At 68.0% G+C, this 15,872-nt stretch carries 14 protein-coding genes; 3 read left to right on the plus strand and 11 right to left on the minus strand.

From position 1 onward, the window contains the following. Positions 1 to 171: 171 nt before the first annotated feature. The 4 genes from VHC04_RS16010 to VHC04_RS16025 all read right to left on the minus strand — a co-directional run bounded on the left by VHC04_RS16010 (position 172) and on the right by VHC04_RS16025 (position 4,784). The gene (locus tag VHC04_RS16010) at positions 172 to 1,365 is read right to left on the minus strand and encodes a CaiB/BaiF CoA transferase family protein (protein ID WP_325683035.1); all 1,194 of its coding nucleotides are present in this window, start codon (positions 1,363 to 1,365) and stop codon (positions 172 to 174) included. Between the two features lie 139 nt (positions 1,366 to 1,504). Then, positions 1,505 to 2,830 (minus strand): MFS transporter, encoded by a 1,326-nt coding sequence (locus VHC04_RS16015; protein WP_325683037.1) that lies wholly within the window; start codon positions 2,828 to 2,830, stop codon positions 1,505 to 1,507. Between the two features lie 56 nt (positions 2,831 to 2,886). After that, positions 2,887 to 3,855 (minus strand): glycosyltransferase family 9 protein, encoded by a 969-nt coding sequence (locus tag VHC04_RS16020; protein WP_325683039.1) that lies wholly within the window; start codon positions 3,853 to 3,855, stop codon positions 2,887 to 2,889. Between the two features lie 23 nt (positions 3,856 to 3,878). Next, the gene (locus tag VHC04_RS16025; protein WP_325683041.1) at positions 3,879 to 4,784 is read right to left on the minus strand and encodes an allantoinase PuuE; all 906 of its coding nucleotides are present in this window, start codon (positions 4,782 to 4,784) and stop codon (positions 3,879 to 3,881) included. A 108-nt stretch (positions 4,785 to 4,892) separates the two neighbouring features. Between VHC04_RS16025 and VHC04_RS16030 the strand changes: the two genes are divergently transcribed. Next, positions 4,893 to 5,843 (plus strand): mitochondrial fission ELM1 family protein, encoded by a 951-nt coding sequence (locus VHC04_RS16030; protein ID WP_325683043.1) that lies wholly within the window; start codon positions 4,893 to 4,895, stop codon positions 5,841 to 5,843. 12 nt (positions 5,844 to 5,855) lie between these two features. After that, positions 5,856 to 7,727, plus strand: a complete 1,872-nt coding sequence (locus VHC04_RS16035; RefSeq protein ID WP_325683045.1) for a hypothetical protein — start codon at positions 5,856 to 5,858, stop codon at positions 7,725 to 7,727. A 158-nt stretch (positions 7,728 to 7,885) separates the two neighbouring features. On the opposite strand, the gene parC is transcribed toward VHC04_RS16035, so the two are convergent. After that, a complete protein-coding gene (gene parC, locus VHC04_RS16040) occupies positions 7,886 to 10,108 on the minus strand; it encodes a DNA topoisomerase IV subunit A (protein WP_325683047.1) in 2,223 nt (740 codons plus the stop codon). After that, positions 10,101 to 10,862: a DNA repair protein RecO gene (gene recO, locus VHC04_RS16045; RefSeq protein WP_325683049.1), complete on the minus strand. Its 762-nt coding sequence runs from the start codon at positions 10,860 to 10,862 to the stop codon at positions 10,101 to 10,103. The genes parC and recO overlap by 8 nt, the downstream gene beginning before the upstream one ends. 194 nt (positions 10,863 to 11,056) lie before the next feature. On the opposite strand from recO, the gene VHC04_RS16050 reads away from it, so the two are divergent. Next, complete coding sequence (locus tag VHC04_RS16050; RefSeq protein WP_325683051.1) at positions 11,057 to 12,148, plus strand: potassium channel family protein; 1,092 nt, start codon at positions 11,057 to 11,059, stop codon at positions 12,146 to 12,148. A 147-nt stretch (positions 12,149 to 12,295) separates the two neighbouring features. On the opposite strand, the gene era is transcribed toward VHC04_RS16050, so the two are convergent. From era to VHC04_RS16075, 5 genes are all read right to left on the minus strand, one after another. Next, positions 12,296 to 13,189 (minus strand): GTPase Era, encoded by an 894-nt coding sequence (gene era / locus VHC04_RS16055; RefSeq protein WP_325683053.1) that lies wholly within the window; start codon positions 13,187 to 13,189, stop codon positions 12,296 to 12,298. Then, complete coding sequence (rnc, locus tag VHC04_RS16060; protein ID WP_325683055.1) at positions 13,186 to 13,857, minus strand: ribonuclease III; 672 nt, start codon at positions 13,855 to 13,857, stop codon at positions 13,186 to 13,188. The genes era and rnc overlap by 4 nt, the downstream gene beginning before the upstream one ends. A 14-nt stretch (positions 13,858 to 13,871) precedes the next feature. After that, positions 13,872 to 14,627: a signal peptidase I gene (gene lepB / locus VHC04_RS16065; protein WP_325683058.1), complete on the minus strand. Its 756-nt coding sequence runs from the start codon at positions 14,625 to 14,627 to the stop codon at positions 13,872 to 13,874. A 95-nt stretch (positions 14,628 to 14,722) separates the two neighbouring features. Continuing rightward, positions 14,723 to 15,133 (minus strand): holo-ACP synthase, encoded by a 411-nt coding sequence (gene acpS, locus VHC04_RS16070; protein ID WP_325683060.1) that lies wholly within the window; start codon positions 15,131 to 15,133, stop codon positions 14,723 to 14,725. Further along, a partial coding sequence (locus VHC04_RS16075; RefSeq protein ID WP_325683062.1) for a RelA/SpoT AH/RIS domain-containing protein occupies positions 15,130 to 15,872 on the minus strand: 743 nt, incomplete at its 5' end. The genes acpS and VHC04_RS16075, both read right to left, overlap by 4 nt.

Below are 15,872 nucleotides of genomic sequence, written 5' to 3' on the forward strand. Positions count from 1 at the left end.
CGGCGCCCGACGCCGAGGCATCCGATACGAAGCGACGTCGCTTCCGACCGCCGCGCGATCCTGTCCGGTCATGGCGGGCGCGGACCCGCGCCCAGCAGGACGCCGCAACAGTTCCGGAGGGCCAGTCCCGGCGGGCCAGCCCCGGCGCGCCAGCCCGGGCGGCGGCCGGAATCAGATCACCCTGGCCTGTTTCAGCGCGTCGACGCCCGCCTCACCCAGGCCAAGCCACTCACCATAGACTTCGCGGTTATGCTGGCCCAGGGCCGGGCTGGGCAGCGTGGCCACCCGGTCCGCGCCATGCAGCCGCAGCGGCGAGTTGGGCACCACGATCGGCCCGAGCGCCGGATGGTCGATCCGCTCCAGCATGCCGCGTTCGTGCATGTGCGCATCATTCATCACCTCGACCGGCGTCCGCACCGGCGCCACCGGGATCTTGAAGCGTTTTGCCGCGGCCACGACCTCGGCCTTGGTCAGGCCGAGCGTCCAGGCCGTGACGAGCGCTTCGGTGGCTTCCATGTTCTCGGTGCGAGCGGGGTTGGTGCTGAATCGGGGGTCTTCCAGCAGGTCGGGCCGCCCCATCGCGCGCAGCAGGTTCTGCCAGTGGGTTTCGGTGACGACGTGCACGGCGACCCAGCCGTCCCGGGTGCGGAACGCGTTGTAAGGTGCGCTGGCCAACCCGGCCTGCCGGTTACCGGCGCGCGGCGGTTCCTTGCCGGTGCGGAAGAAGTAATCGTAGCTGGACGCCAGAGAGGGATACACCGTCTCCTGCATCGCCACCTCGACCAACTGGCCGGCGCCGGTCACCGTCCGGTGCAGCAGCGCCGTCATCACCGCGGCGTAGAGATGGATGCCGCCCATGAAATCCACCAGGGTCGGGCCCGCCTTCATCGGCGGCCCGTCGGGTGAGCCGGTGACACTCATGATCCCCGACGCCGCCTGGATGGTGAAGTCCATCGCCAGATTGTCGCGATCCGGCCCGCTGATCCCGAAGCCGGTGCCGGTGGCGTAGACGAGCCGCGGGTTGACCTGTTTCAGCACATCGTAGCCGACGCCCAGGCCATCCATCGTGCCGGGCGAGAAATTCTCCAGCAGCACGTCCGCCTTGGCGACCATCCGCTTCAGCAGGTCCTTGCCCTGCTCCGACTTCAGGTTCAGCGTCACCGCCCGCTTGTTGGCGTTCAGCATCGCCATCGGCAGGGTCGTCTCACCGCCGGTGGCGATTATCCGCCGCCGCAGGGGCTCGCCGCCGGGCGGCTCGATCTTGATGACATCGGCGCCGCCCTTCGCCATCAGGAAGGTCGCGTATGGCCCCTGAAAGATCTGACCGAAATCGAGCACGGTGATACCGGCCAGCGGCGTGGACATGGCGACCCTTTCCCGACGGCTTCCTATTCGACAGCGCGGTCGCCCGAGGCGCAAAGCCGAGGGGCGAAATAGGCTCTCGAATCGAGGCATTGCAGCAGCGCGACTATGGCGCGGATTGCCTCGGCGCGGCAATCCGGCGTCAGTTCGCCGCCAGCCGGCTGCTGCTGATGCAGGCGGCCACCGCGGCGGCACCGGCGGCGATGAACAGGGCTGCGACAGGTCCCTCCGTCGGAAAGGCGGTGAATACCAGAGCCACCATGGCGGCGCCGGTCGATTGCCCCAACAACCGGGCCGTCGCCTGCATGCCGCTCGCGCCGCCCGTGCGCATCGGCGGCGCCGAGGTGATCATCGCCCGGTTGTTCGGCGTGTTGAAGAAGCCGAAGCCCAGGCCGCACAGGCACATCCGCCAGACGATATCGAACGTCCCGGGGTGCGCCGGCAGCATCGCCATCGCGAACAGCCCGGACGCCATCACCGCCATGCCGATGCCGCCCAGCAGGCCGGCCGGGTAGCGATCGGCCAGGCGGCCGGTGAACGGCGCGATCACCGCCACGATCAGCGGCCAGGGCGTCATCAGGAAGCCGGTCATCACCTGGTCCAGACCGAACCGGTGCTGGAACAGGAACGGCATCGACACCTGTCCCATCGCCTGGGCAATGAAGGAGGAGATCGAGCTGGCGACCGACAGCGCGAACAGCGGAATTCGCAGCAGGTCGACCGGCAGCATCGGGGCCGTCCGGCTCATTTGCCGGGTGACCAGCAGGAAGCCGCACACCGCTGCGGCCCCCAGTTCCAGCACCACGCGGGCCCAGGAATCGCCATGTCCCAGCTCCGACACGCCGAACAGCAGCGCGCCGAAGGTGACCGCCTGCAGCCCGGCGCTCACCAGGTCGAAACGGGCGCCCGATCGCGGCGTTTCGGGCAGCGCCCGCATGGCGATCGCCGCGCCCAGCACGCCCAGGGGCACGTTCACCGCGAACAGCCAGGGCCAGGGCGCGACGGACAGGATGCCGGAGGCAACCGTCGGCCCCAGCGCCGAGGCGATGGAGCCGACAGTGGCGTTCAGCCCTACCCCACGGCCCAGCCATCGGCGCGGATAGATGAAGCGGACCAGCGCGCTGTTCACGCTCATGAGGCCGGCGGCGCCGAAGCCTTGCAGCATCCGCCCGATGATCAGCGTCGGCAGCGAGGTCGAGATCGCCGAGGCCAGGGAGGCGAGGGTGAACAGCACCAGCCCGCCCATGTAGACACGCTTGTAGCCGTAGATCTCTCCCAGCGAGGACAGCGGCAGCAGCGATACGGTGACCGCGAGCTGGTAGGCGTTCACCACCCAGATCGAATTGGCCGGCGAGGTATGCACGTCCCGCGCGATGGTCGGCAGCGCGACATTGGCAATGCCGCCGTCCAGCACGGCCAGGGTCAGGCCCAGGCCGATGGTCAGGATCGCCCAAAGCCGCTTGGGCATGGGCACACCATCCGGCTGCTCTGTCTGCGCCGCAGACGAAACGCTGATGACGGCCATCAGGCAGAGACGTGTTCAGGCAAGGTGGCGAGGACCTCTTCAATGGGCAGATCGGTCAGCACCGGGCGGCGCAGCACCCTGGTCCAGGGGCCGCGCGGGGCGCACAGGGCGGGATCGGAATCGGCGGAAAACAGGGTGATGGCCGGGCAGCCGGCGGTGGCGATCAGATGCATCGGCCCGGTGTCGTTGCCGACCGCGAACCGCGCGGCGCGGGCCAGATCGCACAGATCCCCGAAGCTGGTCTGGCCGGTCAGGTCGATGGCGTTCGGGATCTCCGCCGCCAGTGCCTGTTCCTGCGCGGTGCCCAGCACCACCGGCGTCACGCCACGGCCGGCGATGGCAGCCGCCAAGGCGGCGAAACGATCGATCGGCCACCGCTTGGCAAGCCGGTTGGGCGAACTGCCCGGCACCAGCAGCGCGATGTCGCGCGGCAGGTCGAAGCGGCCGATATCGCCGCGGCACCAGCTCAGATCGGCGGGAGGAAAGACGGTCAACCCGGCCTGCCGCAACTGCTCCTGCTGCCGGTCCACATCATGCAGCCGGTTGCGCTTTGGATTGCGGTCCGGCAACGAGCAGCCGAAGGCAATGCCCGACCAGTCCGGACGCCGCTTCGGCGGGAACAGGTGGAAATAGCGGGAGGATCGGGTGGAGGTCTGCAAGTCGTAGACCCGGGTGAAATGCCGCTCCGTCAGCCGCCGCCGCAGCAGCGCGAGACCCGGGAAATCCAGCCAGGCCGGGCGCCGGTCCACCAGGACATCATCGAAATACGGGAAGGTTCGCAGCCAGTCGGCATAGGGCGGCGTGGTCAGTACGGTGATTCGCGCGTGTGGGTGGTGCCGGCGGATCGCCGCGAAGGCCGCCAGGGACAGGACGACGTTGCCGAACGCACCCAGTTTCACCACGAGGATGTTCGGCCGCGCGGCCGATGCCGGGTGCGCCGCGTGGTCCTGCCCGCCTGTTGTCGCCATGCCCCTGCGTATCAACGCGGCGGTCACTCGGCAACCGGCGCCGGAAACCGAGCCGCCCAGTGACGAGCGATGTCCAGCCGGCGGGTGATCCAGACACCCTCGAACCGGGTCATGTGGTCCAGCAACCGCTGCAACCCGGCCGCCCTGGCCGGATGGCCGATGATGCGCATGTGCAGGCCGATCGACAGCATCTTCGGCTGCGTCCGGCCTTCGTGGTACAGCATGTCGAAGGCATCGCGGCAGTAGTGGAAGAAGTCGCTGCCGGTCGCGAAGGTGCCGCGGCCGAACTTGGAATCATTGGTCGAAAGACTGTACGGGACGACCAGGTGCGGTTTGTCGCCAACTTTCGTCCAATATGGCAGCTCGTCATCATAAGCGTCTGAATCGTATAAAAAGCCACCTTCCTCGACAAGCAACCGCCTGGTGTTCACTCCCGGGCCGCTGCGGCAATACCATCCCAGCGGCCGGTCCCCCATCGTCTGCCGGATCGAGGCCACGGCGCGCGCGATCCGCTCCCGCTCCACCGCCTCGGGAAGAAGGAAATGCTTCTCCCAGCGCCAGCCATGGCAGCAGACGTCATAACCGGCCTGGCGGATCGCGGCGACGGCCGGGGGGTTGCGTTCCAGCGCCAGGGCGCAGCCGAAGATCGTCATCGGCAGCCCGCGCTCTTGAAACAGGCGCAGGACGCGCCAGAAGCCGACGCGGCTGCCATAGGCGAACATCCCCTCGGCGGCGAGGTCGCGGCCTGGCACACCGGGACTCGCGGCACCGTATTCCGTCAGACCCCATTCCGATTCCGGGTCGCCATCGGGGACCGACGGCTCCGAACCTTCCTCAAAATTCAGGACGAAGTTCACCGCCAGGCGCGCCTGGCCGGGCCAGTCCGGATTGGGCGGGTTGGCGCCATAGCCGATCAGATCGCGTTCCATCCCGCCCTTTTCCTGTCATGCGGCTTTCAGGTTACAGCGTTCCGATCGCCCCTGCGAAGCGCCGGCGGCGTATTGACGTTGCATGACAGCATACCCAAAACCGGCGTCATGTCGTCCGTCGTCGCGCCCTGGATCGTCAGCGAAAACCTCGCTGGTCTGCAATCGCAGGCAATCGGGCTCGCCGAGGCGGCCGGCCTGCCCACGGAACTGCGCGTCCTGAAGCCGGCCGCTCCGTGGAAATGGATCACCGCCAAGCTGTGGCCGAACCCGCTGGCGGCCGTGGCCGACAGCATCAGGACGCCGCGGCCCGATCTGGTGATCGGCTGTGGCGGCATGGCGGGCGCGGTGCTCGCGGCCTTGCGCCGCCAATCGGGCCACCGGTCGGTGCGCGTGGTGCAGGTGCAGAATCCGCGCATGGACATCCGCAACTACGACGTGATCGTCGCCAACCGCCATGATGAGCTGACCGGGCCCAACGTCGTCGTGACCCGCACCGCCTTGCACCGCGTGACGCCGGAGCGGCTGGCCCAGGAGTCCGACCGCTGGTGGCCGCATTTCGCGCGCTTCAAGCGTCCGCTGGTGGCGGTGCTGCTGGGTGGCAGCAATGGCCGGTACCGCCTGGACAAGGACGTCGGCGCTCGGCTCGCGGCCGATCTGATATCGATGATCCGCCACGATGATGTCGGTGTCGTCGTCACCCCGTCCCGCCGCACGGACCCCGCGGTGACGGCATTGTTGAGAGACGCTCTCACGCCGCTGGGCGGGTGGGTCTGGGACTTTTCCGGGGATAACCCATATTTCGGCATGTTGGCCCTGGCCGACATGATCGTGGTGACCCAGGACAGCGTGTCGATGATATCCGAAGCCGCCGCGACCTCGGTCCCGGTGATGGTGGCCCCGCTGCCGGGATTCTCCCGTCGTCAGGGCCTGTTCCTCAAGACGATGAAGGATGAGGGCCGGGTGCGCCCGTTCGAGGGACGTTTCGCCGCATGGCCGGTCACCGCCCTGAACGACACGCCGCTGGCCGCGGCCGAAACGAAACGCCGCCTGGGCCTGTAGAGCGCTAGGAACATGTTGCAGATACAGACGTTTGACGCTCGCGCCGGTGGGAATGTCATCTACAAGGCGCTCGCCCATCCCCTGGCGGCCGAGGCGATCAGGCGGCTCTACGCCGCGATGCCGGGCCCGGTCGCGATCTATGATCCGGACGGCCTGGCGGATGCGCTGATGGCAATGTATCCGACCGAGGTGTCGGAGGTGTTCGTGCACGACGTCACGCTGGTCGGCACGCCACGCGCCGGACGCCCTGCCTCGCCCCTCACCGGCCTCCCGTCCTCGTCCGCGCGCACCATCCTGATCGCCGCCTTTGACGCCGGGCGCATCGCCGCGCGCATCGCCCACATGGTGCCGCGGCATGCGCGGATCGTGACGCTGGATGAGGCGCGGCTGCCGGAAACGATGCTGAGCAACCGCGGCCGCTACCTGGACAAGGTCAACTTCGCGACGAATTTTGCCTTTTTCCGCGATGCGGATGGCATGTCGAGCCGGCTGGTCTCCGCCAACTACTGGGCGAATTACGGAGCTACCACCGTGCGGCTGTGGCTCCGCCTGTTCGCCGGGGACGGGTCGGAACTGGCGACGTGGGAAGCGGAGCTGCCCGAAGGTCCGGGCGGTTTCTCGATCGACAGCCGAGCGGTCCGGGAACGCTTCGGGCTGGCGCCATTCACCGGACAGTTGTTCGTCCATGCCATCGGCGTGGCCGGGCACGACGTGGTGAAATACGCGCTGGACACCTACGCATCGGACAATGGCGCCTCGCTGTCCTGCACGCATGATGCGAATGCCTGGCCGTCGGACCGTTTCGCCGGCCTGCCCGCCCCGCGACCGGATGAGACCGTGGTGCTGTGGCTGCAGAACAGCCACGCCGTGCCGATCCCGGCCGGCGCCGTGTCCCTGGATCGGATGGGGTCCGAGCGGCCGGTGGCGCTGCAGCGCGAGGTCGGGCCGTTCGCCACGGTCGCGCTGGACGTGGCGGATTTCCTGCCCGGCCTGCAATGGCCGGAGCAGATCGAACTGCGCGCCGGGCGTCACGTCGTCCGCCCGCGCTACGAGGTGACGCGCCAGTCCCGGGTGCGCATTGCGCACATGAATGTCGAGCGCGATAACCTGAAGCCCGATCCAGGCATTCCGGCGCTGCCCGCCGCGATGGGTCGTGGCTACATCCTGCCCTTCCCGATCCTGCCCAAATCGCGGTTCCGCAGCATCGTGCAGCCGACGCCGATGGCCACCACCCAGCGTGAGCTGCCGATCCGGATGGACGTCTTCGACAGCAACGGCACCAAGCAGGCCGAATCCTTCCTGGGTCGCCTGCCGCGCGACCGGTCGATCGCGCTCGACCTGGATGCCTACGACGTCGAGGAAGGCCATGCCGAGCTGGTCTACGATTTCCGGGAGGGCGGTGAGGCGGATGGCTGGCTGCATGCGCTGTTCCGGTATGAGGACCGCCAGTCCGGCCACGTCGCGGAGTCCAGTTTCGGGGCGCATATCTTCAATACCGCCATGACCTACCGCGATGAGCCGCAATCCTATTCCGGCCCGCCGCCCGGCCTGTCCACCCGCCTGTTCCTGAAACTGGGCGACGGCAGGCGGCACAGCTTCGCAACGCTGATCTACCCGGCCTCGGGCCCCTGGCACCCGGTCTCCAGCACGTCACTGCTGCTGCACGACGGCACCGGCCGGGTCATCGCCGAGGCGCCGGTGGCGATCGCCTGCTCCGGCTCCGCTACGGTCTGGCCGCACCGGTCATTTGCCGCCGAGGCGCTGCAAGCCGCCGGTCCGGGCGGCTATGTGTTGATTCGCGACGCCACCTGCCGGCTGTTCGGCTATCACGGCCTGATGGATGAGGCGGGCGGGTTCTCGCTGGACCATATGTTCGGATTCTGACCGCGGCGGCGCGGCGGCGATCCCCCCGCCACCCGTCCTGGCGGACGCGCCGCACCAGGAAGGCTCGGCCTTGCGGGGCAAGGCGCGCATTCTTGTGGATGTTCTTTCGTGGATGTTCTTTCGGGGCCCCGCCCGGTACCGGTATCAGCCGCGATGCGTCAGCCGCCGAATTTCAGCGACTTTGGAAACCCGTTCGGCGGCGGTGAGCGGCCGGCGGCCCCTCGCGCGCCTTCCCATGGCTCCAACTCCGTCTCGGTCCGCACACGGTCGCCCAGCCGCCAGGTCAGGCCTTCGCTGCGGATGAACACCTTGGCATCGGACAGGCCGCCGTCCTTATAGCGCTGCAAGGTCACGCCGGAACCGCGCGCCATTTCCGGCACCTGCTCCAACGGGAACACCAGCATGCGGCGGTTCTGGCCGACGATCGCCACGTGATCGCCGTCCGCCGGGACACACAGCGCCGCTTCCTCGCCCGGCTTCAGGTTCAGTACCTGCTTGCCGGTGCGTTTCTCGGCCAGCAACTCCTTGCCGGCGACCAGGAAGCCGCGCCCGCTATCGGACACGACCAGGTATCTCACGCCGTCGGCGGCGACGAACAGCGCCGTCACGTCATCCTCGTTCGACAGGTCTGCCATCAGCCGAACCGGCTGGCCGTCGCCCCGCCCGCGCGGCACGTCCGCCGCTTTCAGCGTGAACGCCTTGCCGTTGGTGGCGAACAGGGTCAGCCGGTCGGTGGTCAGGCACGGCAGCAGCAGGCGCAGCCGGTCGCCCTCCTTGAATTTCAGGTCGTTCGGCTCCGCCACCGATCCCTTCACCGCCCTGATCCAGCCCTTGTCGGAGAGGATGACGGTGATCGCCTCCCGCTCCACGAAGGCGTCGGTGGAGATATCCATCGGCTCCGGCGGCGCACCCAGCATGGTGCGGCGGTCGCCCAGCGGGCCGGAGCCGAATTTCTGGCGGATTTCCTCCAGCTCCTGGGTAATCCGGCCCCATTGCTTCCTCTCGTCGCCCAGCAGTGCCTGGAGGTCCTTGCGCTCCCGCGACAGCGCCTTGTGCTCCTTGCGGATCTCCATCTCTTCCAGCTTGCGCAGGCTGCGCAGGCGCATGTTCAGGACCGCCTCGGCCTGGGTGTCGGTGAGCGTGAAGCGCTCCATCAGCCTGGGCTTCGGATGTTCTTCCTCGCGGATGATGCGGATCACCTCGTCCAGGTTTAGATAGACGGTCAGGTAGCCGTCCAGGATCTCGATCCGGCGGTCGATCGCCGCCAGCCGGTGCCTCGAGCGGCGGAGCAGCACGACCTGTCGGTGGTCCAGCCAGGCCCGCAGCACCTCGGTCAGAGGCATCACGCGTGGCGTGCGGGTGGCGTCCAGGACGTTCATGTTCAGCGGAAACCGCACTTCCAGCTGGGTTGCCTTGAACACCGTCTCCATCAGCTTCTCGGGCTCGACGAGGCGGGTTCGCGGCTCCAGCACCAGGCGGATGACGTCGCTGCTTTCGTCGCGGACATCGCCCAGCAGCGGCAGCTTCTTTTCCTCGAGAAGCTGCGCCACCTGCTCGATCAGCTTGGACTTCTGCACCTGGTAGGGGATTTCGGTGACCACGATCTGCCAGGTGCCGTGCTTGCCGGTCTCCTTCTCCCATTTTGCGCGCAGGCGAAAGCCGCCGCGGCCGGTCTCGTACGCGGCCAGGATCGCGGCCGGATCCTCCACCAGCACGCCGCCGGTCGGGAAATCCGGGCCGGGCATGAAGCGCAGCAGGTCGGCGGCGGTGGCGTTCGGGTTCTCGATCAGGTGGATCGCCGCGGCACAGACCTCCCCGGCGTTGTGCGGCGGGATGGAGGTCGCCATGCCGACCGCGATGCCGGCCGCGCCATTCGCCAGCAGGTTCGGGAAGGCGCCGGGCAGGACGACCGGTTCCGCTTCCTCACCGTCGTAGGTCGGGCGGAAATCGACCGTATCCTCATCGATCCCGGCCAGCATGGCCTGGGCGATCGCCGTCAGCCGCGCTTCCGTGTAGCGCATCGCCGCCGGGTTATCGCCGTCGATGTTGCCGAAATTCCCCTGCCCCTCCACCAGCGGATAGCGCGCGGCGAAGTCCTGCGCCATGCGCACCATCGCGTCGTAGATCGAGGCATCGCCGTGCGGATGGTATTTGCCCATCACATCGCCGACCACGCGGGCGCATTTCTTGAAGCCGGCGGTCGGGTCCAGCTTCAACTGGTGCATGGCGTAGATCAGCCGCCGGTGCACCGGCTTCAGCCCGTCGCGCACATCCGGCAAGGAGCGCGACATGATGGTGGACAGCGCATAGGCCAGGTAGCGCTCCGACAGCGCGTCCTTCAGGTGCGTGTCCTGGATCGTGCCGATCAGGTCGTCAGGCATCGTCGGTCCGGTCGTCCTTTTCCTGCGAGTCGGCCAGATCGGCCACCCGGTCTTCGAGTCTTCGCCTAGCATAAGGCAGCGGCCGGTGCCGATGCCCGAATACGTCCCGTGCCAGGAAGTGGCCGGTCAGCCGCAGCCCGTCGCGCCAGTCCGCCGGCCCCGCGGCGATGGCCTCATCCAGCAGAAAGCCGGGCAGCGGCAGCAGACGGCTGGCCCAGATCCCGGCCGCTTCCGCCGTCACCGCGCGTCCGGTCCGCGGTGAGACGAACACCAGCCCATCGCGGCGACCGGTGACGGCACAGGCGGAGAAATCCAGTCCGAAGCCAAGCTCCGCCAGCAGCAGCACCTCCCACCGCACCAGCGCGCCAAGCTGCCGCTCGCCCAGGACCAGGGACGGGATCAGGGTCAGAAGGCCCGAGAACACGCCCGGATGTGGCATCCGCTCCGGCAGCGCGTCCTCCGCGACCGCGCAGCAGGAGGACAGCATGGCCAGCGCCAGGGGATCGTCCAGCACCTGCGCCGCGCCGGCATGGATCAGCTCACCGGTCAGGCCGCCGAGCTGATCGGCCAGGCGGGCGGCCCAGCGCGCCTGCACCATGTTCCCGGCGAGCCAGAGCGATGCCTGCGCGCGCGAGCCGCCGCCACGCACCAGGCCGCGATGCAGCCCGTGCGCCTGCGTCATCACGGTGGCGACCACGTCGCCCTCGCCGTACGGACGGATGTCCAGCACGATTGCCGGCGCTTCCCATTCCATCGCTGTTCCGCTCTCTGCGGCCCCTGCCGCGGACTCCCGACTATACAGGCATGCGCACGCCGCGCATGCCCGCCCCGGCCTGCCCTGGCTTTCCGCCGCGTCTTGTGAAGTATCCCCGCCTGGCCGTATCAGGCGCTTTCCCCGGGAACGGCAACGGGATTCCCGCCATTCATTTCTTCCGCAGACCCGCACAGATGGACTCGTCCAGCGGCGTGATGCACGCGGCGACCGACTGGCTGCAACATTCGCCCGTGCGCAACCTGATCCTGGGCGTCATCTACATGCTGGTCGTGATGGCGCTCGCGACCGCTTGCTATGTCGCCGCCGGCTGGCACCTGGCCGATGCGTTCTACATGGTCATCATCACCGTCTACACGGTGGGCTATGGCGAGACGATCCCGGTCAACACGCCCTTGCTGCGCGGCATCACCATCGGCACCATCATCCTCGGCTGCACCGGGATGCTGTACCTGACCGGTGCCCTGATCCAGTTCATCACATTGAACGAAATCAACACGGTCCTGGGATCGCGCCGCATGAGCAAGCAGATCGACCACCTGCGCAACCATGTCATCATCTGCGGCTTCGGGCGCCTGGGCGTGATGCTGGCCCGCGAGCTGCACGCCGCGTCCACGCCTTTCGTCATCATCGAACAGGCCGAGGCCAGGATCGAGGAAGCGCGCGACCTCGGTTATCTGTATCTGCAGGCGGATGCGACCGAGGAAACCATCCTGCTCGCCGCCGGGGTCCGGCGGGCGGCGACCCTGGCGACGGTGCTGCCGCAGGATGCCGCCAATGTCTACATCACACTGAGCGCGCACAGCCTGAACCCTCAGCTGGAAATCATCGCCCGCGGCGAATTGCCCAGCACTGAAAGCAAGCTGCTGCAGGCCGGCGCCAGCAAGGTCGTGCTGCCGGCGCATATCGGCGCCGAGCGGATCGCCGAGATGATCCTGTTCCGCAAGACGCCCGGCTTTCTGCCCGGGACCGACCAGGCGGAAGATGTCGAGCGGATGCTGCGCCAACTGGGGCTGGACGCCGACACCATCATTGCCGCGCCGGACAGCCCGATGGTCGGCAAGACGGTCGCGGCGGTGGAGGCACAGGCGGGGGGCGCGTTCTTCATCGTGCAGATCACGCGCCGGACCGGCCAGGTTCTGCTGCGGCCGGACGCGATGACAGAGGTCGAGCCGGGCGATGGCCTTTTCCTGGTCGGGCGCGGCCCGATGGTGAGGGCGGCCATCGATGTATTCGAGGGCCCGGTGACGGCGGCACCGGCGAGCTGATCCGCCGGACCGGCTGCTCAGGCCGGCCGCGCCAGGCTGGCGTCCGCCAGGTTTCGCTTGGGCGGTCCAGGTCCGCAGCAAGGTGGCCACGCCGCCGGCGCGTCAGGCTCCCGTCCGCCAGGTCTCCCTTGGGGCCGCCGGACGCGGCTACCCGGGATCGTCCAGGCCGATCGCGCGCAGGCGGGCCCGTTCCTCGTCCCAGCCGGCGCGTTGCTTGACGTTCAGGAACAGATGCACCGGACGGTCCAGCAGACCGGACAGCTCATGCCGGGAACGGGCGCCGATGGATTTGATGCGCGCGCCCTTGTCGCCGATCAGGATCGCCTTGTGGCCGGGCCGGGAGACATAGATCGTGACGTCGATCCGCACCGATCCGTCCTTGCGTTCCTTGAAACTCTCGGTTTCCGCCGTCGCGGCGTAGGGCACTTCCTCATGCGTCTGCAGAAAGATCTGCTCCCGGACGATCTCGGCCGCCAGCAGCCGGTCCGGCAGGTCCGTCAGGTCGTCATCGGGATACAGGTGCGGGCCTTCCGGCATCGCCGCGGCCAGCGCGTCGATCAGCGCCTCCACGCCATCACCGGTCGTGGCACTGACCATGAAGGTGCGCTCGAACGCCGCCAGCTTTGACAGCGTCTCGGTCAACGGCAGCAGGGATGGCGGCGCCACCAGGTCCACCTTGTTCAGCGCCAGCCAGCAGCGCCGGCCCGATTCGCCCAGCCGAGCAGCGATCTCCCGCACCTTGTCGGTGGCGCCGGAGCGCGCATCCACCAGCAGCAGCACGAGGTCGGCATCCGCCGCGCCGGTCCAGGCCGCCGCGACCATCGCGCGATCCAGCCGGCGCTTCGGCTGAAAAATGCCCGGCGTGTCGACCAGCAGCACCTGCGACTCGCCCCGCATCAGGATGCCCAGCACCCGGAACCGGGTCGTCTGCGCCTTCGGTGAGACGATGGACAGTTTCGCACCCGTCATCCGGTTCATCAGCGTCGACTTGCCGGCATTCGGCGCGCCGACGATCGCCACGAAGCCGCAGCGTCCGGTCATGCGGGCAGCTGCGTGATCAAGGCCTCGGCGGCGAGCTGTTCCGCCGCGCGCTTGGAGGCTCCCGTCCCGGTTCCGGCCTTGTCGTCCACCGTGACGGTGACGGTGAATTCCGGCGCGTGCGGCGGTCCGGAGCGTGCCGTGACGGCATAGACGGGCAGGTCCAGGCCGCGCTTCTGCGCCCATTCCTGCAGCGCCGTCTTCGCGTCCTTCGGCGGTGCCGCCTGCTGCGTCATCGACTCTTCCCAGGCTCGGCGCACGAAGCCGCGCGCCTCGTCCAGCCCGCCATCCAGGTACAGCGCGCCCAGGATCGCCTCCAGCGCATCGGCCAGCACGGTGGCCCGCTTCTTCACGCCCGCCTTCGCCTCGCCTGGTGATACCGCCAGCGCGTCGGCCAGGCCGACCGCCTCGGCCACGCCCGCCAGAACCGGCTGCGACACCAGATAGGCCAGGCGGCGGCCGAGATCCCCCTCCTGCTCCCGCGGGAAGCGTTCCGCCAGCCACTCGGCCATGACCAGGCCCAGGACGCGGTCGCCGATGAATTCCAGGCGCTCGTTCGATCCGGTCGGATGCCTGTGCCCCTGCAGCGCGGACCGATGGGTCAACGCCTCCCGCAGGAGGTCCGGCCGCTTGAAGCTGTAGCCCAGCAGAGCCTCAGCCTGACCCGTCATTCAAACAGCACCGTTCAGTGCACGAGCTTGAGGATACGGTTCCAGCGAATTTCGAACGGCCATTCCCAGAACTCCCACCAGGGATAGGTGGCGTCGATCGAGAAGAAGATGACCTCGGCGCGTCCGACCAGGTTCTCGAGCGGGACGAAGCCGACGCCGTCCATGAACCGGCTGTCGGCGCTGTTGTCGCGGTTGTCGCCCATGGCGAAGACGTGATCGGGCGGCACGACATATTCCTGGGTGTTGTTCACCCAGCCGTCGTCGCGCTCCTTCAGGATGTCGTGCGTCACGCCGCCGGGCAGCGCCTCATGATACAGGCGGCTCATGACCTTGATGCCGTCATTGTCGGCAAGGTAGTCGCCTTCCGACTGGCGCGGCGCCGGCTGGCCGTTCACGTACAGCACGCCCTGCTTCATCTGGATATGGTCGCCAGGCAGCCCGACGATCCGCTTGATGTAGTCGATCGAGGTGTCGCGCGGATACTTGAACACCACCACGTCGCCGCGATGCGGCAGGGAGCCGAAGATACGGCCCGAGAACAGCGGCGGCGAGAACGGCAGCGAATAGCGTGAGTAGCCGTAGCTGTACTTGGATACGAACAGGTAGTCGCCGACCAGCAGCGTCGGGATCATGCTGCCCGATGGGATATTGAACGGCTCGAACAGGAAAGTACGAACGCCGATGGCGATCAGCCCGGCATAGACGATCGTCTTGATATTCTCGACCCAGACATTGGCCTGCCGTCTGGGCTTTGCCTTGGTGGTCGCCATGCGGGCCAACTGACCTTCAAATGATCACACGGCGCCGGGCGCCGCTTGGAGCCGGCGGATGAAGCCCATGCGACGCACCGCTGTCAAGGAACGCATCAGACGGTCGCCGGCACGGCGGAAATAATGACCTGAGCGTAGGCATAAGGATATTCGTCCGTCATGGTCAGGTCGACCTGCGCGATCATGCCGGGAGGGGTGATCGCCCGCAGCCGATCCGCCGATCCCCCCGTCATGTGCAGCGTCGGCTTGCCGCCGGGCAGGTTGACCACGCCGAGGTCGGAGAAGAACACGCCGCGCCGGAAGCCGGTGCCGAGGGCCTTCGCCGCCGCTTCCTTGGCGGCGAACCGCTTGGCAAAGGTGGCGGCCTGGATCTTCTCGGTCCGCCGCAGCGCCTTCGCCCGCTCCGTCTCGGTGAAAACCCGCTCGAGGAACCGGTTGCCGTGCCGCGCGATCGCCGCCTCGATGCGGCGGATATCGCAGATGTCGGAACCCAGGCCGAGGATCATCCGCCGGTGGCCCTCTCGACGCTCTTGATCTCCTTCAGCCCCCGCAGGCCGACGATCACTTTCGCCAGGTGCGCGGTGTCGCGGACGTCGACATCCATCAGGACTTCCATGAAGTCGCGCTGGCGGTTGACGATCTTCAGATTGGCGATGGCGCCGTCCTGTTTCGCCACGGCGTTCGCCATATCGGCCAATGCCGTCTGCTCGTTTGCCGAGATGACGCTGATGCGGGCGGTCTGGCCGCCGTTGGTGCCGGGCTTGCCGACAGCCTCGTAGTTCCAGTCCACGTCGATATAGCGTTCCGGCGTCGCGGCGAATCCGGTCAGGGTCTGGCATTCCCGGTTATGGATGGTGACGCCCTTGCCGGTGGTGACGATGCCGACGATCTCGTCCCCCGGCACCGGATGGCAGCAGCCGGCGAAGCCATAGGCCATGCCGGGGACCAGGCCGGTGATCGGCATGTCCTGCGCGGGGCGGCTGGCCGGGCGGCCGCGCTGCAGCAGCGTGGGCACCATGCGCGGCGCCCGCGGCGCCTGCCGCAGCTCCGGATATGCAGCATGGACCACGTCCCTGGCGGCGATGTTGCCGTTGCCGACACCGACATACAGGTCGTCCACCGTGGCGAGCTTCAGCACCTTCAGCGCCGGTTCCAAAGCTCGATCCGACCCGTCCACGCCGGCCTGCCGGAACGCCTTCGTCAGCTCGGCGCGCCCGGCTTCCCGGCTTTGCTGCCGCTGCTCCT

The organism is Rhodopila sp., assembly GCF_035548095.1.
GTDB lineage: Bacteria > Pseudomonadota > Alphaproteobacteria > Acetobacterales > Acetobacteraceae > Rhodopila.

Bases quoted from the DNA above. Each gene is read 5' to 3' on its own strand.
- VHC04_RS16010 (WP_325683035.1), bottom strand. From the start codon at position 1,365: ATGTCCACGCCGCTGGCCGGTATCACCGTGCTCGATTTCGGTCAGATC.
- VHC04_RS16025 (WP_325683041.1), bottom strand. From the start codon at position 4,784: ATGGAACGCGATCTGATCGGCTATGGCGCCAACCCGCCCAATCCGGAC.
- VHC04_RS16020 (WP_325683039.1), bottom strand. From the start codon at position 3,855: ATGGCGACAACAGGCGGGCAGGACCACGCGGCGCACCCGGCATCGGCC.
- parC (WP_325683047.1), bottom strand. From the start codon at position 10,108: ATGCCTGACGACCTGATCGGCACGATCCAGGACACGCACCTGAAGGAC.
- acpS (WP_325683060.1), bottom strand. From the start codon at position 15,133: ATGATCCTCGGCCTGGGTTCCGACATCTGCGATATCCGCCGCATCGAG.
- era (WP_325683053.1), bottom strand. From the start codon at position 13,189: ATGACCGGACGCTGCGGCTTCGTGGCGATCGTCGGCGCGCCGAATGCC.
- VHC04_RS16050 (WP_325683051.1), top strand. From the start codon at position 11,057: ATGGACTCGTCCAGCGGCGTGATGCACGCGGCGACCGACTGGCTGCAA.
- rnc (WP_325683055.1), bottom strand. From the start codon at position 13,857: ATGACGGGTCAGGCTGAGGCTCTGCTGGGCTACAGCTTCAAGCGGCCG.
- VHC04_RS16030 (WP_325683043.1), top strand. From the start codon at position 4,893: ATGTCGTCCGTCGTCGCGCCCTGGATCGTCAGCGAAAACCTCGCTGGT.
- lepB (WP_325683058.1), bottom strand. From the start codon at position 14,627: ATGGCGACCACCAAGGCAAAGCCCAGACGGCAGGCCAATGTCTGGGTC.
- VHC04_RS16035 (WP_325683045.1), top strand. From the start codon at position 5,856: ATGTTGCAGATACAGACGTTTGACGCTCGCGCCGGTGGGAATGTCATC.
- VHC04_RS16015 (WP_325683037.1), bottom strand. From the start codon at position 2,830: ATGCCCAAGCGGCTTTGGGCGATCCTGACCATCGGCCTGGGCCTGACC.
- recO (WP_325683049.1), bottom strand. From the start codon at position 10,862: ATGGAATGGGAAGCGCCGGCAATCGTGCTGGACATCCGTCCGTACGGC.